The organism is Streptomyces rectiverticillatus (assembly GCF_013394065.1).
GTDB lineage: Bacteria > Actinomycetota > Actinomycetes > Streptomycetales > Streptomycetaceae > Streptomyces > Streptomyces rectiverticillatus.
In genome coordinates this window covers 3,651,865-3,673,735 of sequence record NZ_CP040752.1, presented here as the reverse complement: position 1 = coordinate 3,673,735, position 21,871 = coordinate 3,651,865, and the positions used below count along the sequence as shown (strand labels likewise).

Annotated in this window: 20 protein-coding genes; 11 read left to right on the top strand and 9 right to left on the bottom strand. The window is 71.5% G+C overall.

Features of this window, described 5'->3' with window-relative positions; genetic code table 11:
- Positions 1 to 4 precede the first annotated feature (4 nt).
- Positions 5 to 1,657 (top strand): protein kinase domain-containing protein, encoded by a 1,653-nt coding sequence (locus tag FGW37_RS15850; RefSeq protein WP_179081639.1) that lies wholly within the window; start codon positions 5 to 7, stop codon positions 1,655 to 1,657.
- Positions 1,658 to 1,732: 75 nt separating this feature from the next.
- Here the strand turns inward: FGW37_RS15850 and FGW37_RS15845 are convergent, their stop codons facing one another.
- The 3 genes from FGW37_RS15845 to FGW37_RS15835 all read right to left on the bottom strand — a co-directional run bounded on the left by FGW37_RS15845 (position 1,733) and on the right by FGW37_RS15835 (position 4,061).
- Positions 1,733 to 2,848, bottom strand: a complete 1,116-nt coding sequence (locus tag FGW37_RS15845) for a phosphotransferase (RefSeq protein WP_425506539.1) — start codon at positions 2,846 to 2,848, stop codon at positions 1,733 to 1,735.
- A gap of 15 nt (positions 2,849 to 2,863) precedes the next feature.
- A complete protein-coding gene (locus FGW37_RS15840; protein ID WP_179081638.1) occupies positions 2,864 to 3,298 on the bottom strand; it encodes a pyridoxamine 5'-phosphate oxidase family protein in 435 nt (144 codons plus the stop codon).
- A 103-nt stretch (positions 3,299 to 3,401) separates the two neighbouring features.
- Positions 3,402 to 4,061 (bottom strand): response regulator, encoded by a 660-nt coding sequence (locus tag FGW37_RS15835; RefSeq protein WP_058047412.1) that lies wholly within the window; start codon positions 4,059 to 4,061, stop codon positions 3,402 to 3,404.
- Between the two features lie 363 nt (positions 4,062 to 4,424).
- Between FGW37_RS15835 and pdhA the strand changes: the two genes are divergently transcribed.
- From pdhA to FGW37_RS15805, 6 genes are all read left to right on the top strand, one after another.
- Positions 4,425 to 5,576 carry a pyruvate dehydrogenase (acetyl-transferring) E1 component subunit alpha gene (gene pdhA / locus FGW37_RS15830; protein ID WP_179081637.1) on the top strand — a complete coding sequence of 384 codons (1,152 nt, stop codon included), beginning with the start codon at positions 4,425 to 4,427 and terminating at the stop codon, positions 5,574 to 5,576.
- Positions 5,576 to 6,556: an alpha-ketoacid dehydrogenase subunit beta gene (locus FGW37_RS15825; RefSeq protein ID WP_179081636.1), complete on the top strand. Its 981-nt coding sequence runs from the start codon at positions 5,576 to 5,578 to the stop codon at positions 6,554 to 6,556. The genes pdhA and FGW37_RS15825 overlap by 1 nt, the downstream gene beginning before the upstream one ends.
- 22 nt (positions 6,557 to 6,578) lie before the next feature.
- Positions 6,579 to 8,081 carry a dihydrolipoamide acetyltransferase family protein gene (locus FGW37_RS15820; protein ID WP_179081635.1) on the top strand — a complete coding sequence of 501 codons (1,503 nt, stop codon included), beginning with the start codon at positions 6,579 to 6,581 and terminating at the stop codon, positions 8,079 to 8,081.
- Between the two features lie 244 nt (positions 8,082 to 8,325).
- Complete coding sequence (locus tag FGW37_RS15815) at positions 8,326 to 9,156, top strand: helix-turn-helix transcriptional regulator (protein ID WP_179081634.1); 831 nt, start codon at positions 8,326 to 8,328, stop codon at positions 9,154 to 9,156.
- A gap of 71 nt (positions 9,157 to 9,227) precedes the next feature.
- Positions 9,228 to 9,899, top strand: a complete 672-nt coding sequence (locus FGW37_RS15810) for a GntR family transcriptional regulator (RefSeq protein WP_179081633.1) — start codon at positions 9,228 to 9,230, stop codon at positions 9,897 to 9,899.
- Positions 9,900 to 9,918: 19 nt separating this feature from the next.
- A complete protein-coding gene (locus FGW37_RS15805) occupies positions 9,919 to 11,223 on the top strand; it encodes an MFS transporter (RefSeq protein WP_179081632.1) in 1,305 nt (434 codons plus the stop codon).
- A gap of 33 nt (positions 11,224 to 11,256) precedes the next feature.
- On the opposite strand, the gene FGW37_RS15800 is transcribed toward FGW37_RS15805, so the two are convergent.
- A complete protein-coding gene (locus tag FGW37_RS15800; RefSeq protein WP_179081631.1) occupies positions 11,257 to 12,087 on the bottom strand; it encodes a maleylpyruvate isomerase family mycothiol-dependent enzyme in 831 nt (276 codons plus the stop codon).
- 123 nt (positions 12,088 to 12,210) lie between these two features.
- On the opposite strand from FGW37_RS15800, the gene FGW37_RS15795 reads away from it, so the two are divergent.
- Together FGW37_RS15795 and FGW37_RS15790 are read left to right on the top strand one after the other, a co-directional pair.
- Positions 12,211 to 12,990, top strand: a complete 780-nt coding sequence (locus tag FGW37_RS15795; RefSeq protein ID WP_179081630.1) for a carbon-nitrogen family hydrolase — start codon at positions 12,211 to 12,213, stop codon at positions 12,988 to 12,990.
- 114 nt (positions 12,991 to 13,104) lie between these two features.
- A complete protein-coding gene (locus FGW37_RS15790; protein ID WP_179081629.1) occupies positions 13,105 to 14,907 on the top strand; it encodes an NHL domain-containing thioredoxin family protein in 1,803 nt (600 codons plus the stop codon).
- 42 nt (positions 14,908 to 14,949) lie between these two features.
- On the opposite strand, the gene FGW37_RS15785 is transcribed toward FGW37_RS15790, so the two are convergent.
- The 4 genes from FGW37_RS15785 to FGW37_RS15770 all read right to left on the bottom strand — a co-directional run bounded on the left by FGW37_RS15785 (position 14,950) and on the right by FGW37_RS15770 (position 19,092).
- Entirely contained in the window at positions 14,950 to 15,180 is a 231-nt protein-coding gene (locus FGW37_RS15785; protein WP_179081628.1) for a DUF6458 family protein, read from the bottom strand.
- Between the two features lie 86 nt (positions 15,181 to 15,266).
- Positions 15,267 to 15,872: a DUF4232 domain-containing protein gene (locus FGW37_RS15780; protein ID WP_179081627.1), complete on the bottom strand. Its 606-nt coding sequence runs from the start codon at positions 15,870 to 15,872 to the stop codon at positions 15,267 to 15,269.
- A gap of 4 nt (positions 15,873 to 15,876) precedes the next feature.
- On the bottom strand, positions 15,877 to 17,169 hold the full coding sequence (locus FGW37_RS15775; RefSeq protein WP_179081626.1) for a M18 family aminopeptidase: 1,293 nt from the start codon (positions 17,167 to 17,169) through the stop codon (positions 15,877 to 15,879).
- Between the two features lie 96 nt (positions 17,170 to 17,265).
- Entirely contained in the window at positions 17,266 to 19,092 is a 1,827-nt protein-coding gene (locus tag FGW37_RS15770; protein ID WP_179081625.1) for an acyl-CoA dehydrogenase, read from the bottom strand.
- Between the two features lie 208 nt (positions 19,093 to 19,300).
- Here FGW37_RS15770 and FGW37_RS15765 point away from each other — a divergent pair, with 208 nt between their 5' ends.
- Positions 19,301 to 19,771, top strand: a complete 471-nt coding sequence (locus FGW37_RS15765; protein ID WP_179081624.1) for an SseB family protein — start codon at positions 19,301 to 19,303, stop codon at positions 19,769 to 19,771.
- A gap of 30 nt (positions 19,772 to 19,801) precedes the next feature.
- Here the strand turns inward: FGW37_RS15765 and FGW37_RS15760 are convergent, their stop codons facing one another.
- Positions 19,802 to 20,740: a trypsin-like serine peptidase gene (locus FGW37_RS15760; protein WP_179081623.1), complete on the bottom strand. Its 939-nt coding sequence runs from the start codon at positions 20,738 to 20,740 to the stop codon at positions 19,802 to 19,804.
- A 157-nt stretch (positions 20,741 to 20,897) separates the two neighbouring features.
- Here FGW37_RS15760 and FGW37_RS15755 point away from each other — a divergent pair, with 157 nt between their 5' ends.
- Positions 20,898 to 21,842 (top strand): pirin family protein, encoded by a 945-nt coding sequence (locus FGW37_RS15755; protein WP_179081622.1) that lies wholly within the window; start codon positions 20,898 to 20,900, stop codon positions 21,840 to 21,842.
- The last annotated feature ends 29 nt before the right edge of the window (positions 21,843 to 21,871 follow it).

Sequence of the window (21,871 nt, the reverse complement as noted above, 5' to 3'; positions counted from 1 at the left end):
ACTGATGGCACAGACGCAGAGCGCCCAGGGTCCGTCCGACCCTGACGCCAACGAGGGCGGAATGCCCGATGTGCCGGAAATGTGGGGTAACGGAGGGCTCGTCGGGGACGGCCGCTACCGCCTCACGCACAGGCTGGGCCGCGGCGGCATGGCCGAGGTCTTCGCCGCCGAGGACGTACGCCTGGGCCGCACGGTCGCGGTGAAGCTGCTCCGCGCCGACCTCGCCGAGGACCCGGTGTCCAAGGCCCGCTTCACCCGCGAGGCCCAGTCGGTCGCCGGGCTCAACCACCACGCGGTCGTCGCCGTTTACGACTCCGGCGAGGACACCGTCGGCCGCAACGTCGTGCCGTACATCGTCATGGAGTTGGTTGAAGGCCGCACTATCCGCGACCTGTTGCTCAACGCCGAGGCCCCGCCGCCCGAGCAGGCGCTCATCATCGTCTCCGGCGTGCTGGAGGCCCTGGCCTACAGCCACCAGCACGGCATCGTGCACCGTGACATCAAGCCCGCCAACGTGATCATCACCAACAGCGGTGCGGTGAAGGTCATGGACTTCGGCATCGCCCGCGCCCTGCACGGCGCGGCCTCCACCATGACCCAGACCGGCATGGTCATGGGCACCCCGCAGTACCTCTCCCCCGAGCAGGCCCTCGGCAAGACCGTCGACGCCCGCTCGGACCTCTACGCCACCGGCTGCCTGCTCTACGAACTGCTGGCGCTGCGTCCGCCGTTCACCGGCGAGACCCCGCTCTCGGTCGTGTACCAGCACGTCCAGGACATGCCGGTGGCGCCCTCGCAGGTCCTCGGCAGCGTGCCGCCGGAGCTCGACGGCCTGGTCATGCGCTCCCTCGCCAAGGACCCGGACGACCGGTTCCAGAGCGCCGAGGAGATGCGCGGGCTGGTCCAGTACGCCCTGCAGATGCTGCACGACGCGGGCGCCCACACCGGCGCCTGGGACACGGGCCCGATCGACCACATGGGCGGCGCCACGCAGGTGATGGGCGCCGTCGGCGGCCAGCACACCACCGCCATGCAGCACCCGCAGCACGGCGGCAACACCTCCCAGCAGCCGATACTGCCGCCCCGCCACGGCGACGACGGCGGTTTCGACGGCTACGGCGGGGGCGGCGGCCGCGGCGGCGGCAAGGGCAGGATGCTGCTCATCGCCGCCGTGGTGGCGATCGTGCTCGTGGCGGGCGTGGTGTACGCCTTGAAGTCGATGAGCGGGGGCGGCGGCACGGGCGGGCACACGGAGAAGAAGAAGCCCTCCGTCAGCCAGTCCAGCTCCGGTTCCTCCTCGCCGAGCCCCGAGGCCCCGAGCACGCCCTCCGCGGGCCACAACGGCACGACGGGCGACACCGGCCGCCAGCGCGATTCGGACAGCGAGGACGACACCACGGACACCGACGAGGGCACCGGCCGGCGCAAGCCGTCGCACGGGACGTCCGCGCCGCCGTCCAGCGCTCCGCCGTCGACCGACCCGTCGACCCCGCCCAACCCGTCGCCCAACCCCTCGGGCGGCGACAACAAGCCCGGCACCACCACGGGCCAGTCGGGCAGCACCGGCACCACCACCGGTACGACGACCGGCCAGACCGGCACCACCGGCACCACGGCCGGTCAGACCGGCACCACGGGCACGACGCCGGGCAACTAACCCGGCCGGTCCGGCGGACAGCGAGGGCACCCGATGCGTCATCGGGTGCCCTCGGTCGTTGCGGGGCCGCCGCCGTCACTCCGTGAACGCGTCCCGCACCGCCTCGTACGACCGCGTCCACCAGACCGTCAGCGCCGCCGAGGCCGGGAAGCCGGGGTCCGCGCGGTGGTCACCCAGCTGGTAGCGCCAGCGCAGCATCCAGAAGTCGTTCAGCCTCTCCCACCACACGCGGTGGACGGCCGCGCCCAGCTCGGCCGGGTCCGCACCGCTAGCCCGCCGGTACGCGCGCGCGTAGGGCCGTACCTTCGCGAGGTCCAGCGTGCCGTCGGGGCGCAGGAAGAAGATGACGGCCGCGCGGACGGCCTCTTCGGCGCGGGGCTGCACCCCGAGGCGGTCCCAGTCGACGATCGCGGCGGGTTCGCCGCCGCGGTAGAGCAGGTTGAGCGGGTGGAAGTCGCCGTGCACCCAGCCGGGTGCGGTGCCGTCGGCGGGGCGGCGGTGGGCGTGGCGCTCCAGCAGGGCGCGGCGCTCGATCAGCCGGTGCTCGGCGAGTTCGTCGAAGGAGTCGCGGGGCCGGCTGTCCCCGCCGCGGCGTACGAGCCCGAGAAGCTCCTCGATGAGGGCGTACGTGTCCTGGGGGTCCGCCGAGGCGTCCGCGGGCCGCCGGGCTGCTCCCAGGCCCTCACAGGCCCCTCCAGGGCCTTCTGCGGCACCCGCCGGGCCGTCGGGCGGCTCCTCGCGGCAGACCTTGGCCAGGCAGGTGTGGACGTGCCCGAGCAGGGCGCCGAGCTTGCGCGACTGGGTGCGGGTCAGCTCGCCGCCGTCGCGGTGGCGGCCGTCGACCCACGGGTGGAGGGCGTAGCAGCGGCCGCCGAGGACGGTGACGGTGGTGCCGTCCGTGCGGGCCACGGGCGGGGCGACGGGCAGGCCGAGGGCGGCCAGGCGCAGGGTGACGCCGTGCTGGCGGGCGATGGCGGCCTGGTCGCCGTCGAGGTGGTGCTTGAGGAAGAAGTCGCCGCGGGTGGTGGTGAGGCGGTAGCCGCGGTTGAGGAGGCCCTCGGTCAGGGGGATGCAGGAGACGGGCTCGCCGGCCCGGTCGTAGCGGCGCAGCAGGGTGCGCAGGGTGCCGATGCCGGGTCCGATGTCGGGTTTGGCGGTGGGCGGGACATCGGTGACAAGTGAGCGTGGCACGTCCCAAATGTTAGATCACGCTGAGTGCGCGGCCTGTCGCGCGGGGACCCCTTCAAGGTGATGCAGGGTGATGAACTGCGGTTCGATGTACAGGTATTCGGGCCGGAAGGGTGCGGCGTCCGCCGTACGGGGCGGCCGGCCGAAGCGCTCCAGGTCCTCCCCTGAAGGGATGAAGAGGCGTGCCGTGCCGACGAATTGCACGGTCCACACCGCCTCGTCGCCCTCGCGCCGGTCGCTCAGGTTGTCGGCGCCGTAGGCGACGACGTTGCCGTCGCAGGCCTGGGCGTAGCCGAAGTCGCCGTGGAGGCGGAGCAGGACGCTCTCGCCGGAGACGATGTGGCGGGCGACGGTGACGAAGGGGAGTGCGCGCATGCTGACCGAAAGGCGGCCGTAGGGGGTGCGGCCGAGCAGTTCGAGGGCTCGGTATCGGTCGGGCGGCGCGGAGAGCATGGCACCACTGTGCACGCCTGCCCCACCCGCCTCCAGGGACAACCCGCCCCTTTGGCGCGGGCCATAGGTCCCGAATCACCGGTTTACCGTAGATTCACCGGATTCACCGCTTCTCGGCCTGCAGCCGGGCCACGTACGCCGCCGCCTGGGAGCGCCGCTCCATGCCGAGCTTGGAGAGCAGGCTGGAGACGTAGTTCTTGATCGTCTTTTCGGCCAGATGCAGGCGCTCGCCGATCACGCGGTTGGTCAGGCCCTCGCCGATCAGGTCCAGGATCCGGCGCTCCTGGTCGGTCAGGCTCGCGAGCCGGTCGTCGCCCTTGGGCGCCTTGCCGTCGCGCAGCCGCTCCAGCACCCGCGCCGTCGCCACCGGGTCGAGCAGGGATTTTCCGGCCGCCACGTCCCGTACGGCGGCGAGCAGCTCATTGCCGCGAATGGCTTTCAGTACGTAACCGGACGCGCCCGCCATGATCGCGTCGAAGAGTGCCTCGTCATCGGCGAAGGAGGTGAGCATCAGGCATTTGATGTGCTCATCCTGCGAACGGATTTCCCGGCAGACTTCAACCCCGCTGCCATCCGGAAGGCGAACGTCCAGAACAGCGACGTCCGGCCGCGTGGCCGGAATGCGCACCAGTGCGTCGGCGGCCGTACCGGCCTCCCCGACGACCTCGATGTCGGCCTCGACGGAGAGCATCTCGTGCACCCCGCGCCGGACGACCTCGTGGTCGTCGAGCAGAAATACCGTGATTTTTCCTTGTTCGGGCACAGGGCCAGTCTCACACACCGAGTCTTCCCCTGCTCTTGTCCTCCGGGATAACGTGCCGTCGTTCCGGCAGCCCGCACGGGCTGTGCTCACAAGGTCGTGACCAGGAGCGTCGCCCCGCTTTCTCGATTTACTTGGAAATCCAAGCAAAATTGCAGGTCAGGCGGGGTTTCGCAGGAATGCGGCCTTCTGGGTAACGTGCTTATTGCAGGCCTTTCGCCGGGGCGCCTGTCACGCCCGGTTCCGGCCTCGGCACACCCACCCCGTGTGCCGTCGGGGATCGAGCGAGCATTCTCCTGCCTCACGGCGGGGGAACCCCCTCTGGCCGCCGGCGACCCCGGGGGCCGGACAGACGGAGGAGCACACGTGACTGTGGACAGCACTGCCGCGCGCAAGCCGCGCCGCGGCGGCAGCAAGCGCGCCGGCGCCAAGACCGCCGTGGCGGCGGGCGCACCCGAGCTCGTACAGCTGCTGACGCCGGAGGGCGAGCGGGTCGAGCACCCCGACTACTCCATCGACCTGACCGCCGAGGAACTGCGTGGCCTGTACCGCGACATGGTGCTGACCCGCCGGTTCGACGCCGAGGCGACCACGCTGCAGCGCCAGGGCGAACTGGGCCTGTGGGCCTCCCTGCTGGGCCAGGAGGCCGCCCAGATCGGCTCCGGCCGGGCGACCCGCCCCGACGACTACGTCTTCCCGACCTACCGCGAGCACGGCGTGGCCTGGTGCCGCGGGGTCGACCCCACCAACCTGCTCGGCATGTTCCGCGGCGTGAACAACGGCGGCTGGGACCCGAACGAGAACAACTTCCACCTCTACACGATCGTCATCGGCTCGCAGGCGCTGCACGCGACCGGATACGCCATGGGGATCACCAAGGACGGCGCCGACTCCGCCGTCATCGCCTACTTCGGCGACGGCGCCTCCAGCCAGGGCGACGTGGCCGAGGCGTTCACCTTCGCGGCCGTCTACAACGCCCCGGTCGTCTTCTTCTGCCAGAACAACCAGTGGGCCATCTCCGAGCCCACCGAGAAGCAGACCCGCGTCCCGCTCTACCAGCGCGCGCAGGGCTACGGCTTCCCCGGCGTCCGCGTCGACGGCAACGACGTCCTCGCCTGCCTCGCCGTCACCAAGGCCGCCCTCGACCGGGCCCGCACCGGCCAGGGCCCGATGCTGATCGAGGCCTTCACGTACCGCATGGGCGCCCACACCACCTCCGACGACCCGACGCGCTACCGCCGCGACGAGGAGCGCGAGCTGTGGGAGGCCAAGGACCCGATCGCGCGCCTGCGCGCGTACCTGGAGCGCGAGGGCCACGCCGACGAGGCCTTCTTCGCCGCCCTGGAGACCGAGGCCGACGAGCTCGCCAAGCACGTGCGCGACCGCGTCCGCACCATGCCGGACCCCGACGACATGGCGATCTTCGACAACATCTACGCCGACGGCCACGCCCTCGTCGACGAGGAGCGCGCCCAGTTCGCCGCCTACCAGGCTTCGTTCGCCGAGGAGAGCCACTGATGACCGCCCAGAAGCTCTCCATCGTCAAGGCGATCAACGCCTCGCTGCGCACCGCGCTGGAGAACGACCCCAAGGTCCTCGTCATGGGCGAGGACGTCGGCAAGCTCGGCGGCGTCTTCCGCGTCACCGACGGCCTGCAGAAGGACTTCGGCGAGGACCGGGTCATCGACACCCCGCTCGCCGAGTCGGGCATCGTCGGCACCGCGATCGGCCTGGCCCTGCGCGGCTACCGCCCCGTCGTGGAGATCCAGTTCGACGGGTTCGTCTTCCCGGCGTACGACCAGATCGTCACCCAGCTGGCCAAGATGCACGCCCGTGCGCTCGGCAAGATCAAGCTGCCGGTCGTCATCCGCATCCCCTACGGTGGCGCCATCGGTGCCGTCGAGCACCACAGCGAGTCGCCCGAGACGCTGTTCGCCCACGTCGCGGGCCTGAAGGTGGTCTCCCCGTCGAACGCCTCGGACGCCTACTGGATGCTCCAGCAGGCCATCCAGAGCGACGACCCGGTGATCTACTTCGAGCCCAAGCGCCGCTACCACGACAAGTCCGAGCTCGACACGGAGGCCATCCCGGCCCCCCTGCACGCCGCCCGCGTCGCCCGCCCGGGCACGGACCTGACCCTCGCCGCCTACGGGCCGATGGTGAAGACCTGTCTGGAGGCCGCCGCCGCGGCCGAGGAGGAGGGCAAGTCCCTGGAGGTCCTGGACCTGCGCTCGATGTCGCCCATCGACTTCGACGCGATCCAGGCGTCCGTGGAGCGCACCCGCCGCCTGGTCGTCGTCCACGAGGCCCCGGTCTTCCTGGGCACCGGCGCGGAGATCGCCGCCCGGATCACGGAGCGCTGCTTCTACCACCTGGAGGCACCGGTCCTGCGGGTCGGCGGATATCACGCGCCCTACCCGCCGTCCCGGCTCGAGGACGAGTACCTTCCGGGACTGGACCGGGTGCTCGACGCCGTCGACCGCGCGCTGGCGTACTGAGGGTTTGAGGAGAGTCGTGACCATGACTGCAAGGACCGCGAACGACCAGCGCTTCCGCGAGTTCAAGATGCCCGACGTGGGCGAGGGGCTCACCGAGGCCGAGATCCTCAAGTGGTACGTGGCCGTCGGCGACACCGTCGCCGACGGGCAGGTGGTGTGCGAGGTCGAGACGGCGAAGGCCGCCGTGGAGCTGCCGATCCCGTTCGACGGGGTGGTGCACGAGCTGCGGTTCCCCGAGGGGACGACGGTCGACGTCGGCCAGGTGATCATCGCTGTGGACACCCAGCCCGGTGCGGGGCCGGCTGCGCCGGAGCAGGCCGCACCGGCCGCGGCGCCGTCCGCCGCCGAGGAGGCGGAGGAGCCGCAGGGGCGACAGGCCGTGCTCGTCGGTTACGGGGCGGCGCCGTCTTCCACGAAGCGGCGCGCGCGCAAGCAGCCTGCACAGCAGGAGGCTTCCACAGTGGCCGCCGCCGTCCAGGCCGAGCTCAACGGGCGTCCGGCCCCGGGCGTGGCCGGGACCTCTGCGGCCGTGGAACCCGCGCCCATAGCGCCCGGAACGGCGGCCGGAGCGGCGGCCGAAAGGATTTCGCCACAGGGTGCCGGGGCCCCCGCCGCGCAGGCGGGTGTGCGCCCCCTCGCCAAGCCCCCCGTGCGCAAGCTCGCCAAGGACCTCGGGGTCGATCTCGCCGCCGTCGTGCCCTCCGGTGCCGACGGCATCGTGACCCGCGAAGACGTCCACGCCGCAGCCTCGGCCGCGACGGCCCCGGTCGCGGAGGAGCCGGCGGCCGTCGCGGGGGTGCCCGCGGCCGTGACGGACCTCGCCGCGCGCGAGACGCGGATCCCGGTCAAGGGCGTGCGCAAGGCCACCGCCCAGGCGATGGTCGCGAGCGCCTTCACCGCGCCGCACGTCACGGAGTTCGTCACCGTCGACGTGACCCGCACGATGAAGCTCGTGCAGAAGCTCAAGGACGACCCCGACATGGCGGGTCTGCGGGTCAACCCGCTCCTGCTCGTCGCGAAGGCGTTCCTCGTCGCGATCAAGCGGAACCCGGACGTGAACGCGTCCTGGGACGAGGCCGAGCAGGAGATCGTCCGCAAGGACTACGTGAACCTGGGCATCGCGGCGGCCACGCCGCGCGGGCTGATCGTGCCGAACATCAAGGACGCGGGCGTCAAGACGCTCCCCGAGCTGTCCACGGCGCTGTCCGAGCTGGTGGCGACCGCCCGCGAGGGGAAGACGAGCCCGGCGGCGATGTCCGGCGGCACGGTCACCATCACCAACGTGGGCGTCTTCGGCGTCGACACCGGCACGCCCATCCTCAACCCGGGCGAGTCCGCGATCCTGGCCGTCGGTGCGATCAAGCTGCAGCCGTGGGTGCACAAGGGCAAGGTCAAGCCGCGCCAGGTGACCACGCTGGCGCTCTCCTTCGACCACCGCCTGGTGGACGGGGAGCTGGGTTCGAAGGTGCTGGCCGACACGGCCGCCGTGCTCGAGAATCCGCAGCGGCTGATCACCTGGGGATAGCGCCCCGGGGCGGTGCACCGGGCAATGGCCCGGTGCAATAACCATTAGTTGAATCAGGAACGACAAAAGGCCCGGGCGCCTCCCTCCTCACCCCCCTCCAGCGAGGAGAGAGAGCGGCGTCCGGGCCTCTGCCGTCTTGCGGAGCGGCCTCGGGAATCCCACCCAGGTCAGCGGCTGGAATAGCCCGTGCGGCGCAATTTACTTAAGATTGACCAACACTTGCAGTGTCGGAATTGGAGGACGCGTGGACGGCGCCGACCACGTGGACGGTGAATCCATCAGCCGTCTTCTCCGCGCCTGGCGGGCGCGCGTGGACGCACGTACCGTCCCCGAGCTGCGCGGTGTCCTCCCCCGCCCCGGCCGCCGCCTCTCCCAGGCCCACGTGGCCCGGCTCACCGGCGTGAGCGAGGGCTGGTACCGCGCGCTGGAGGCCGGCCGCCGCCAGGACTTCTCCGAGAATTTCCTGCTCCGGGTCGCCCGCGCACTGCGGCTGAGCGAGGCCGAGACGCTCACGCTCTTTCTCGCCGTGTGCGGCCGCCGCCCGCCCGGCGGACTCTCCCGCGAACCGGACGGTGCGGGCGATCTGCCGCACGGCGTCAAAGTCCTGCTGGAACAGCAGGTGTCCTATCCCGCCTATCTCTCCGATGTGGCCTGGAATATCGTCGCGGCGAATTCCCTCATGAGCGAGTGGTTTCCCTGGGTGCGCCGGCCCGGCGCCAATCTCATGCGCTGGGCGCTGCTCGACCCCGAGGCCCGCGAGCAGATGCTCGACTGGGAGGACGCCTGCGCCCGGACGTACCTCGCCATGCTGCGCGTCGCCGCCAACAGCAACCCCGGCAACGCCGAACTGCGCACCCTCGTACGGGACATCCTCGACGCGGACGCCGACTGCCGGCGCATCTGGTCCGAGGAGCACGACGTGGTCGAGCACCGCGACGGCGACGTCTTCCGGCTGCAACTGCCCTTCCACGGTGGCCGGGAGGTGCGTGTGACCAGCCATGTCCTGTTGCCGATACAGCGTCCTGACCTGAGGTTCGTCTTCATCACGCCCGCGGACGGCTGGACGGGGCCGTAAACCGGGACGCCCGTTGTCCGGATCGCGGACCCCCTCTTTCTGCGTATATATGTTGTATCTAAGCTGTGCTCATGCCAACCGCCCCGCCCGTGCCGCTGCAGCGGACCAAGCAGCCCCCCGCCGCCGAACGCGTCTACACGCACGTCAAGGAAGCCGTCCTGCACCGCCGGTACGAAGGCGGCACGCTGCTCACCGAGGGAGACCTGGCCGAGGCCACCGGCGTCTCGCGGACCCCCGTGCGCGAAGCGCTGCTGCGCCTGGAGGCCGAGGGGCTGATCAAGCTCTATCCGAAGAAGGGCGCCCTCGTCCTGCCCGTCTCCGCCCAGGAGATCGCGGACGTGGTCGAGACCCGGCTGCTGGTGGAGAAGTACGCGGCGGCCAAGGCCGTCCCCGCCTCCCCGCTGCTCATCGCCCGCCTGGAGGAACTGCTCGACGACATGGGCCGCCAGGCCGCCGCCGGCGACCTGGCCGCGGTCTCCGTCAGCGACCGCGCCTTCCACGCCGAGATCGTGCGCAGCGCCGGCAATCAGATCCTCTCCCGGCTCTACGACCAGCTGCGCGACCGGCAGCTGCGGATGGGCGTGGCCGTGATGCACGCCCACCCCGACCGCATCGCCAAGAACCACAGCGAGCACACCGAGATCCTCGAAGCCCTGCGCGCCGGTGACGCCGAGGGCGCCGTCACCGTCATCGACCAGCACGTCAGCTGGGTGCGCAACCTGGCCCAGGGCGAGATCCGATGAACGAGCGGGGGGAACACCGATGAGTCAGGGGGCCGCAGCGCTGCCCGGCGACCCACCCGGCGGACGGCGCGCGGTCGCCGTCTGGGGGATCGGCGTCGGGGTGTACTTCGTCGCGATCATCTTCCGCACCAGCCTCGGCGTGGCCGGGATCGACGCCGCCGAGCGCTTCCACATCAACGCCTCCGCGCTGTCCACCTTCTCCATACTCCAGCTGCTCGTCTACGCGGGCATGCAGATACCCGTCGGCCTGATGATCGACCGGCTGGGCACCAAGAAGGTGCTGGCCCTCGGCGCCGTGCTGTTCACCGCCGGGCAGTTCGCCTTCGCGCTCTCCCACTCCTACGGCACGGCCCTGGCCAGCCGGGCCCTGCTCGGCTGCGGCGACGCGATGACGTTCATCAGCGTGCTGCGCCTGGGCGCCCGCTGGTTCCCCGCCCGCCGCGGCCCGCTGATCGCGCAGGTCGCGGCGCTCTTCGGCATGGCGGGCAACCTCGTCTCCACGATGCTCCTGGCCCGGCTGCTGCACTCGGCCGGCTGGACCGCCACCTTCGGCGGCAGCGCGGCCGCGGGCGTGTTCGCCCTCGTCCTGATGCTGCTGTTCCTGAAGGACCACCCGGAGGGCCACGAGCCGCCGGCGACCGCGCCCGCCGGCGGCAAGGGCTTCGTCCGCCGGCAGATCGTCCGGGCGTGGCGCGAGCCCGGCACCCGGCTCGGCATGTGGGTGCACTTCACGACGCAGTTCCCGGCGATGGTCTTCCTGCTGCTGTGGGGCATGCCCTTCCTCGTCGAGGCGGAAGGCCGCTCCCGGGAGACCGCGGGAGCGCTGCTGACCCTGGTCGTGCTCTCCAGCATGGCCGTGGGCCTGGTCTACGGGCAGATCATCGCCCGCCACCACGCGGCCCGGCTGCCGCTCGCGCTCGGCACGGTCGCCGCGACCGCGCTGGTGTGGGCGGCCGTGACCGGCTGGCCCGGCGCGCACGCGCCCATGTGGCTGCTGGTGACCGAGTGCCTCGTGCTCGGCGCGTGCGGCCCCGCCTCGATGATCGGCTTCGACTTCGCCCGCCCCGCGAACCCACCCGAGCGCCAGGGCACCGCCTCCGGCATCGTCAACATGGGCGGCTTCATCGCCTCGATGACGACGCTCCTGGCCGTGGGCGTGCTGCTCGACGCGACCGGGGACGACTACCGCGTCGCCTTCGCCTCCGTCTTCGTCCTGGAAGCGCTGGGACTGTCGCAGATCCTGCGGCTGCGGACGCGGGCGCAGCAGCGCGAGCGCGAGCGGATCGTGGCCTCGAGAGTGGAGACGGTGCACGTACCGGCGTGAGCGGGGCGGGGGCCGGGATCACGCCGGTGCCCGCTAGGGAGTGATCGCGAACTCGCGGAGGACGGCCTCCGCGAGCTCCGCGTCCCCCTCCACCTTGATCCGCCCCGCCGCCGCCTCCGGATGCACCCGGCCGCACGCCAGCCGGGCGTACGTCTCCCAGTCCATCCCGAACGTGACCGTCGGGCCCAGCGACACACTGCTGTCGATCTTCCCCCGGCCCTGTGCGTCGACGCGCACGGTCCGCAGGAACTCCAGCGGGCCGTGCACGTCGAAGACGACCGCGGATCCCGGCGGCGCGCCCGCATCCTTGGCCACGACCTTCGGCAGGGCGCCCAGCAGGAAGTCACGGCAGATGACGGCCGCGGGCGAGTCGAGGTTGCCGGGCATGCCGAGGGCGCGCCGCAGATCCTGCTCGTGCGTCCATACGTCGAAGGCCCGTACCACCAGGGCCCGTTCGAGGGGCTGTTCGTTGCCGGAGCCGAGCGGCCAGCGGATCGCCGTCTGCGGCCCGCGCGATTCGTTGCGCAGCTGCCGGGAGCGGCGGATGACGATGAGCTCCAGCTCGGAGGTCATCTCCAGGGCCGTGTGGCAGCGCCGCACGTCGACCTGCACCTCGTTGTAGCGGGAGAACTCGTCGGTGACGTGGAAGAGGTCGCGCGGCAGCGTGTGCATCGGCCGCGGCTCGCCCAGCATCTCGGTCTCCACGCCGATGACGTGCGAGACGACGTCGCGCACCGACCAACCCGGGCACTCGGTGGCCCGGTTCCAGTCGCTCTCGGCCAGCGGTTTGACCAGGTCGTTGATGGCTTCGATGGAGTGGGTCCAGGCGTCGATGGCCGGCTGAAGATTCGGGTGGACGGTCACGTGATCCCTCGGGCGTGCTGGGCAGCGGGTGCGGGGCAAGTGCTGTCTGGGTGCTCTGCAGTTAAGTTACGCTGCGCACGGGCGACCCGGCAGAGGTTTCGTGTGCTGAGAGTGGTGGGTACTGTGCGCGCTTCCCTGATTCAGATAAACGTCGATCCGCAGGAGCCGGCCGCCGAGCGGCGCGCCCGCGCCGCCGCGCTCGTGCACGAGCAGGCGGGCAGCGATCTCGTCGTCCTGCCGGAGCTGTGGCACGTGGGGGCGTTCGCCTTCGAGTCGTTCGCGGACGCGGCGGAACCGTTGGACGGTCCCACGGCCCGCGCGATGTCCGCCGCGGCGCGCGATACGGGGGTCTGGCTGCACGCCGGCTCCATCGTCGAGAAGGCCCCGGGCGGGGCGCTGTGCAACACCTCCCTCGTCTTCTCACCCTCCGGCGAACTCGTCCGCACCTACCGGAAGATCCACCGCTTCGGCTTCGACAAGGGCGAGGCCGTCCTGATGACCGCCGGCACGGAGCCCGTCACCCTCCCCCTCCCGGACACCACGCTCGGCCTGGCCACCTGCTACGACCTGCGCTTCCCCGAGCTGTTCCGGGCCCTGGTCGACGCCGGGGCGCAAACCTTCGTCGTCCCGGCCGGCTGGCCCGCGAAGCGGCGCGGGCACTGGACGCTGCTGGCCCGCGCACGGGCGGTCGAGAACCTGGCCTACGTCCTCGCCTGCGGCACGGCGGGCACCCACGCGGGCGTCGAGCAGGCCGGCCACAGCATCGTCTTCGACCCCTGGGGCGAGGCCGTCGCGGAGGCGGGCCCCGGCGAGGAGGTCCTCACCGTGGACCTCGACCCGGCGAGAGTCACGAAGGTCCGCGAGGAGTTCCCGGCACTGAAGGACCGCGTGCTCGGGCGCTGACTCCGGCGCCGGCGCGGACGCCCGCGCAGGCGCCGGCACGGCCGTTCGTGAACGGCCCGTGTCATTCCCCGGACGCGGGAATGCCCGCGGCGGGCGATGCGGTTGGATGGGTGTATGGCCCCACGAGCACGCGTCCGCGCCCCCGAACTGATCGGCAAGGGCGGCTGGCTGAACACCGGCAACACCGACCTCTCCCTCGCCGACCTGCGAGGACGCATCGTCATCCTCGACTTCTGGACGTTCTGCTGCGTGAACTGCCTGCACGTCCTGGACGAGCTGCGCGAGCTGGAGGAGAAGCACCGCGACACCGTGGTGATCATCGGTGTGCACTCGCCGAAGTTCGTGCACGAGGCCGAGCACCGGGCCGTCGTCGACGCCGTCGAGCGCTACGAGGTCCACCACCCCGTCCTCGACGACCCCGAGTTGGCCACGTGGAAGCAGTACGCCGTGCGCGCCTGGCCCACGCTCGTCGTGATCGACCCCGAGGGCTACATCGTCGCCCAGCACGCGGGTGAGGGCCACGCGCACGCCCTGGAGAAGCTCGTCGAGGAGCTGGAGGCCGAGCACGCGGCCAAGGGGACGCTGCGCCGCGGCAACGGCCCGTACGTCGCCCCCGAGCCCGTCGCCACCGACCTGCGCTTCCCCGGCAAGGCCGTCGTGCTGCCCGGCGGCGGCTTCCTCGTCTCCGACTCCACGCGCCACCAGCTGGTCGAGCTGGCCGCCGACGGCGAGACGGTCGTCCGGCGCATCGGCAGCGGCGAGCGCGGCTTCGGCGCCGGCTCCTTCAGCGAGCCGCAGGGCCTCGCGCTCCTGCCGGACGGGGACACGGTCGTCGTCGCCGACACCGTCAACCACGCCCTGCGGACGTACGACCTGCGGACGGGCGCCGTCGAGACCGTCGCCGGCACCGGGCGCCAGTGGATGCAGGGACAGCCCACCTCCGGCCCCGCCCGCGAGGTCTCCCTGTCCTCCCCCTGGGACGTCGCCTGGTTCGCCGACCGGCTGTGGATCGCCATGGCCGGCGTGCACCAGCTGTGGACGTACGACCCGCGGACCGGCACCGTCGAGGTGGCGGCCGGCACGACCAACGAGGGGCTCGTCGACGGGCCCGCGCGCGAGGCCTGGTTCGCCCAGCCGTCCGGGCTCGCCTCGGCCGGGGACCGCCTGTGGGTCGCCGACTCCGAGACGTCCGCGCTGCGGTACGTCGAGCGCGACGGGGAAGGATTCGCCGTCCGCACCGCCGTCGGCACCGGCCTGTTCGACTTCGGCCACCGGGACGGGGACGCCGCACAGGCGCTCTTCCAGCACCCCCTCGGCGTCACCGCGCTGCCCGACGGCTCCGTGGCCGTCTCCGACACCTACAACCACGCCCTGCGCCGCTACGACCCCGCGACCGGCGAGGTCACCACCCTCGCGACCGACCTGCGGGAGCCCTCCGCCGCGGTCCTCGCCGGCGACGACATCGTCGTCGTCGAGTCCGCCCGGCACCGGCTCACCCGGCTGCGCCTGCCCGAGGAGGCGGTACGGGTCGAGTCCGTCGCCCACCGCACGCAGCGGGCCGCCACGGACGTCTCCCCCGGGCGGCTGCGGCTGGACGTCGTCTTCCAGGCCCCGGCCGGCCAGAAGCTCGACACGCGCTACGGGCCCTCCACGCGCCTGCTCGTCAGCTCCACCCCGCCGGAGCTCCTCGCGGAAGGCTCGGGACAGGGCACGGACCTCGGCCGGGACCTGGTGCTGGGGGAGAGCGTGACGGAAGGCGTGCTGCACGTCTCCGCCATGGCGGCGTCCTGCGACGACGACCCGGAGAACGAGTACCCGGCGTGCCACATGCACCAGCAGGACTGGGGCGTCCCGGTGCGGATCACCGAGGGCGGCGCGGACCGGCTGCCGCTGGTGCTGGCGGGCCTGGACGGCTGACGGCCGTCACAGCGGGGTCGGGGGGCAGGGGGGTCAGGGGGGTCACCGCATGAAGCGGTGATCCTCCTCGACCTCGACCACGGGCGCGGCCGGGCGCGGTGGCTGCGTCCGGCGGCGCTTGTAGATGCTCACGTACGCGCAGGTGCCGATGATCCCCACCGCCATCAGGATCAGGCCCACCAAGGGGAGGTTCATCCCGTCGACGTGCCAGTCCACCGCGAAGGTGAGGACCGCCCCGATCCCGATCAGACCGATGCACCATCCCATGCCCATGGCTGAAGCCTCCGAATCGATTGGCCGTTCCGGTGCCGGCACGCATGCGCCTACCCCGCACCGGAACGGCCAATCGGCCGGAGCCCTCAGCCCTTGAGCGCGGCGGCCTCGCCGTCCACCCAGTACGTGCCGCGGGCCTGGTCGTCGACGTGCAGCGAGCCGCCCGGCAGGGCCGGCGCCGCCGGGTCGCCCGGCAGCGGGTCGCCGCCCGCCGTCTGGAAGGTCACCGACAGCTTCTTGACGTCGCGTCCGGGACCGCCCGAGCCGTCCGCCGCGGTGGGCGTGATGCCCGCGTACGCCGCCTTCCCGGGCGGGATCTTCACCGGCGCCTTGGGCCTGGTCTCCTCGCCGACGCCCGCCGTCGCCTGGTCCTGGTCGAAGCGCAGGTACGGGAAGCCGTAAGCGGTGCACGGCTTTCCGCCGGTGTTCGCCGCCACCAGCAGGAGACGGCCGCCCGGCGCCTTGCGGGCCTCGACCGTCAGGTCGCCGGGGCCGCAGGCGTCACCCTTGTCCTGCTTGTCCTGCGGCTTGTCGTCGTCCGTGGAGAGCGCCTCGGCGGTGGAAGGGCTCGCTGCCGGCTTGCCGCCGTCCCTGCCGTCCTTGCCGCCGTCGCTGCCGCAGGCCGTGAGGACGAACGCGGCGGCGACGGCCGGTGCCGCGCCCGCGAGGCGCAGCGCACGTCCGTACTCCACGGCCTCAGCCTTCGAGGAAGGCGGTGAGCGCCGCGGCCAGCAGGAACGGGTCGTCCGCGCCGCACAGCTCCCGCGCCGAGTGCATGGACAGGCAGGCCACGCCGATGTCGACGGTGGCGATGCCGTGCCGGGCCGCGGTGATGGGGCCGATGGTGGTGCCGCACGGCATGGAGTTGTTGGAGACGAAGTGCTGCCAGGGCACGCCCGCGCGCTCGCAGGCGGCGGCGAAGACGGCCCGGCCGCTGCCGTCCGTGGCGTAGCGCTGGTTGACGTTCACCTTCAGGATCGGGCCGCCGTTGGGCACCGGGTGGTGGCCGGGCTCGTGGCGCTCGGAGTAGTTGGGGTGGACGGCGTGGCCGGTGTCGGAGGAGAGGCAGATCGTGCCGGCGAAGGCGCGGGCCTTGTCCTCGTACGTCCCGCCGCGGGCGAAGACGGATCGTTCCAGCACGTTTCCGAGCAGCGGGCCCTCGGCGCCGGTGTCGGACTGGCTGCCGTTCTCCTCGTGGTCGAAGGCGGCCAGCACCGGGATGCAGGGCAGCCCCTCGGAGCCGACGGCGGCGATCAGCGCGGCCGTACCGGCGTGCACGGACAGCAGGTTGTCCATGCGCGGGCCGGCGAGGAGCTCCTGGTCGCGGCCGAGGTAGGCCGGGGGCTCGACGCTGTGGACCATCAGGTCCCAGCCGGTGACGTCCTCGGCGGCCAGACCCGCCTCCTGCGCGACGAAGCGGATCAGATCCCCCTCACGCGGCTCGCCCAGGCCCCAGATCGGGGTCATGTGACGCTGCTTGTCGAGCTTGAGGCCGTCCTGGTTGACGCCGCGGTCGAGGTGGATGGCGAGCTGCGGCACGCGCAGCAGCGGCCGGTCCACGTTGACGAGCCGGTGGCCGCCGTCCCGCAGCGAGACCCGGCCGGAGAGACCGAGGTCGCGGTCCAGCCAGGTGTTGAGCAGCGTGCCGCCGTAGAGCTCGACGGCGACCTGGCGCCAGCCCGCCGCACCGGTGTCCGGCAGCGGCTTCACGCGCAGGTTGGGGGAGTCGGTGTGCGCACCGACGATCCGGAAGGGGGTGGCGGGCGTCGAGCCCTCCGGCACGTACCAGGCGATGATCGCGCCACCGCGCGTCACGTACTTGCCGCCGGTCGTGCCGTCCCACGCGTCGGTCTCTGCGACCTGACGGAAGCCCGCCTTCTCCAGCCGCTCCGCGGTGTTGGCCACCGCGTGGTACGGGGAGGGACTGGCGGCGAGGAAGGACATCAGGTCGTCGGTGTGGCCGCGGTCGAAGCGGTGCGCAGAGCTCATGCGACTCAGGATAAGGATCAGGGCAAGAGCCGGGCGCTGGTTTACGCCCGGGCTCTTGCCCCATCGTTCACACGGGCCTCAACAGCCCTGTACCGATCAGAACGCGGCCTCGTCCAGCTCCATCAGGGAGTTGTCGACGGCCTCGGCGAGCGAGCGCTCGACGGAGACGCGCGGCAGGATGTCGGTCGTGAAGAACTTCGCCGCCGCGATCTTGCCGGTGTAGAAGGCCTTGTCCTTGGCGGAGGCGTCGGCGAGCTTCTCGGCGGCCACGGCTGCGCCCTTGAGCAGCAGGTAGGCGACGACGACGTCGCCGGAGGCCAGCAGCAGGCGGGTGGTGTTCAGGCCGACCTTGTAGATGTTCTTGACGTCCTCGCCGGTGGCGGTGAGGTCGGTGATCATCTTGCCGACGATCGCCTCCAGGTCCACCGCGGCCTTGGCGAGCGCACCGCGGGCGCCGGCCAGGTCCTCGCCGCCGGCCTCGGTGGCCAGGAACTTCTTGATCTCCTCGGAGAGGGTGTTCAGGGCCTGGCCCTGGTCACGGACGATCTTCCGGAAGAAGAAGTCCTGGCCCTGGATCGCCGTGGTGCCCTCGTAGAGGGTGTCGATCTTCGCGTCGCGGATGTACTGCTCGATCGGGTACTCCTGCAGGTACCCGGAGCCGCCGAAGGTCTGCAGCGACTGGGCGAGCTGCTCGTAGGACTTCTCGGAGCCGTAGCCCTTGACGATCGGCAGGAGCAGGTCGTTGAGGCCGTGCAGCGCCTTGGAGTCCTCGCCCGCGGCCTCCTTGACCATGATCTCGTCCTGGACGGAGGCGGTGTAGAGCACGAGGGCGCGCATGCCCTCCGCGTACGCCTTCTGCGTCATCAGCGAGCGGCGCACGTCGGGGTGGTGCGTGATGGTGACCTTGGGTGCGGTCTTGTCCATGAAGTCGGCCAGGTCCGGGCCCTGCACGCGCTCCTTGGCGTACTCCAGCGCGTTGAGGTAGCCGGTGGAGAGGGTGGCGATGGCCTTCGTGCCGACCATCATCCGGGCGAACTCGATGATCATGAACATCTGGCGGATGCCGTCGTGCTTCTCGCCGATGAGCCAGCCCTTGGCGGGGTGCTTGTCGCCGAAGGTCATCTCACAGGTGTTGGAGGCCTTCAGGCCCATCTTGTGCTCGACGTTGGTGGCGTAGACGCCGTTGCGCTCGCCCAGTTCACCGGTCTCGAAGTCGAACTCGTACTTCGGCACGAGGAAGAGGGACAGGCCCTTGGTGCCCGGGCCGGCGCCCTCGGGGCGGGCGAGGACGTAGTGGAGGATGTTCTCCGCCATGTCGTGCTCACCCGAGGTGATGAAGCGCTTCACGCCCTCGATGTGCCAGGAGCCGTCCTCCTGCTGCACGGCCTTGGTGCGGCCGGCGCCCACGTCCGAGCCGGCGTCGGGCTCGGTCAGCACCATGGTGGAGCCCCACTGCTTCTCCACCGCGATCTTCGCGATGTGCTTCTGCTGCTCGGTGCCCTCCTCGAAGAGGATGCCGGCGAAGGCCGGGCCCGAGGAGTACATCCAGATGGCCGGGTTGGCACCCAGGATCGACTCGGCGTAGGCCCAGATCAGCGAGCGCGGGGCGGTGGTGCCGCCGATCTCCTCCGGGATGCCGAGGCGCCACCACTCGGCGTCCATGTACGCCTGGTAGCTCTTCTTGAAGGTGTCCGGAATCGGGGCGGTGTTGGTCTCGGGGTCGAAGACCGGGGGGGTGCGGTCGGTGTCGGCGAAGGACTCGGCCAGCTCGTTCTCCGAGAGGCGCGTGATCTCCGACAGGATGTCCTTGGCGGTCTCGACGTCCATCTCCGCGAACGGGCCGGAGCCGTACAGCTTGTCGCGGCCGAGGACCTCGAAGAGGTTGAACTCGATGTCGCGGAGATTCGACTTGTAGTGGCCCATGACAACGGCTCCGTAGTGACTGGGAGGACGAACCCTCAAATACGTACCGGGCAGTAATCTGCATGATGCTACCCACCGGTAATAAGACGCAACCCCTGTCGGACCGACTGTGACCAGTCTCAATCGACGGACCGGGCGCGCCGGGCGCCGGTCCGTGACATCGGCCGCCCGTGCCCCGGACGCGGCGTACGCCGCTACGCTTTGGCGCATGTACGGCTACGACCAGAACGCGGGCACGCAGGGTTACGCGCCGCCGCCACCGCCGCCGCAGCCCGGCGGCCCCGGCGTCTACGGCGAACAGCCGCTCTACCCGGAGCCGTCCCCTCCGTCGCTCGCCGACGCGGTGCGGGCCTTCACCACGGGTTCGATGTCCGCGGAGGACTTCCAGACGGTCTTCTCCACGTCGAAGGTCTACTGCCCGCGCGGCGACAACCCGGGCTTCCTCGCGCTCCACAACACCCAGCAGCCGGTGATCCCGATGTTCACCTCGCTGAAGGAGCTGCGGCGGTACGCGGGCAAGGAGTCGAAGTACTTCGTCATCACGGGCGCGGAGGTGATCGACCTCCTGCCGACGGGCTACGGCTTCGTGCTGGACATCGAGGGCGACCACCGGATGGTGTTCGACGCGAAGGCGGTCGAGCAGATGGTGGACTTCACGATGCGGAGGCTTTACGGCTGAGCCGTGGGTGCCTGCCGGGGGTGGGCCGGCTCAGCCCTTGCCCGTCGCTCTCCGGTAGAGGGACTCGATCCCGTCGCCGAAGTACGAGCTGTACGACGTCTCCTCGTCGCCGCCCTCGTCGTGGCCGCCCACGACCCCGTTGATCGTGCCCAGTCCGGTCGCGGGGTCGACGTCCGTCAGGAACGGGCCGCCGCTGGTGCCGTTGGGCATGTCCGCGCAGTCGAAGCGGAGCTGCGTGGGGCTGTGGGTCTGCGTGCGGTTCTGGCAGGAGACCGGGCGCTCCTCCCCCAGGGGGTAGCCGATCACCCGCGCCGGCCGGTCCGCCGGCGGCCGGAAGCGTATCCGCTCCGCGCCCGTGACCTGCTCGATCGGCGTGCCGTCCCCGTCCGGTCTGCGCACCCGCAGGAACGCCACGTCGTGGTCCGGGTCGCGGTCGGCCGCCCACTCCGGGGCGATGTCCACCGACGTCGGCACCCACACGCCGTACGGGGCGACGCCGTCGCGGTAGCCCGGCACGAAGGCGACGTCGGTGCGGAAGCCGTCCTGGTAGACGCAGTGCGCGGCGGTGACGATCAGGTCGCCCTTGGGGCTGTGCACGACGCTCGCGCTGCAGCCGTGCCCGGGCTCGCCCTGACCCGTGTAGAACAGCGGCCCGACGGCGGGCGAGGCCGGGGCCTCCGCGGCGCGCAGGGGCTCGGAGGCCGGGAGCGGGTCGGTCTTGCCGCTGCTTGCGGGCTTGAGGGGGGCCGTGCCGTGCTCGGTGCGGACGGCCGAGCGCATCGCCTGCGCGGTTTCGTCCCCTTGCGCCTTCGGCTGGGAGAAGTGGCCGGAGGCGTCGCCGTCGGCCACGGGGGAGTCCGTCGCGAGGCCGTGGTTCGCCACGACGACGCCGAGTCCGGCCAGCGCCACGACCGCGGCGACGAAGGCGGTGACGGCGGCCGGGCGGGGGCCGGTGGCGTTCTGGCGCATTGATCCAGTGTCCATGATCCGCCGTGGGATCCGCCGTGGGGATCCGCCGTGGGATCCGCCGTGGGTGGGCTGCGGCCGCGCCGCGGGAATGCGGTGGACCTTGCAGGTTGTTCACCCTTCAACTAACTTGAACGATGAACGAACCGAGGAGGTCGTCATGCCAGCAGTGACCGTCGAGAACCCGCTGACCCTGCCGCGGGTCTCCGCCCCGGCGGGCGCCCCGCAGCGGCCGGTGCTGTACGTCGGCACGGCTCCGGCGGGTTTCGAGGGCGAGGGATTCCCCGTGCGCAGGGCCTTCGCGGGGATCAATTACCAGTACCTCGACCCGTTCATCATGATGGACCAGATGGGCGAGGTGGACTACGCGGCCGGTGAGCCCAAGGGCACCCCGTGGCACCCCCACCGCGGCTTCGAGACCGTCACCTACATCATCGACGGCACGTTCGTGCACCGGGACTCGCACGGCGGCGGTGGCGTCATCACCGACGGCGACACCCAGTGGATGACGGCCGGCTCCGGGCTGCTGCACATCGAGACGCCGCCGGAGGAGCTCGTCACCAGCGGTGGCCTCTTCCACGGGCTCCAGCTGTGGGTGAACCTGCCGCGGGACGACAAGATGATCGCCCCGAAGTACCAGGACATCCGCGGGGGCAGCGTCAAGCTGCTGGCCTCCGAGGACGGCGGGTCGCTGGTCCGGCTGATCGCCGGTGACGTGGCCGGGCACGAGGGGCCCGGCGCGACGCACACGCCCATCACGATGATCCACGCCTCCGTGAGCCCCGGCGCGGAGCTGACCCTGCCCTGGCGCACCGACTTCAACGCCCTGGCCTACGGGCTCGCCGGGCACGGGTCGGCGGGCGCCGAGGGGCGGCCCTTCTCGATGGGGCGGACGGTCGTCTTCGGGCAGGGCGACTCGGTGACCATCCGGGCCGACAAGAAGCAGGAGTCCCGGACGGAGAACTTCGAGGTCGTGCTGCTCGGCGGGCTGCCGATCCGCGAACCGATGCAGCACTACGGGCCGTTCGTGATGAACACTCACGCCGAACTGGCCCAGGCCTTCGACGACTACCAGGCGGGGCGCCTGGGCGTGATCCCGGCGTAGCCCCTGCGGGGGGCGAGCCGGGTACGGGC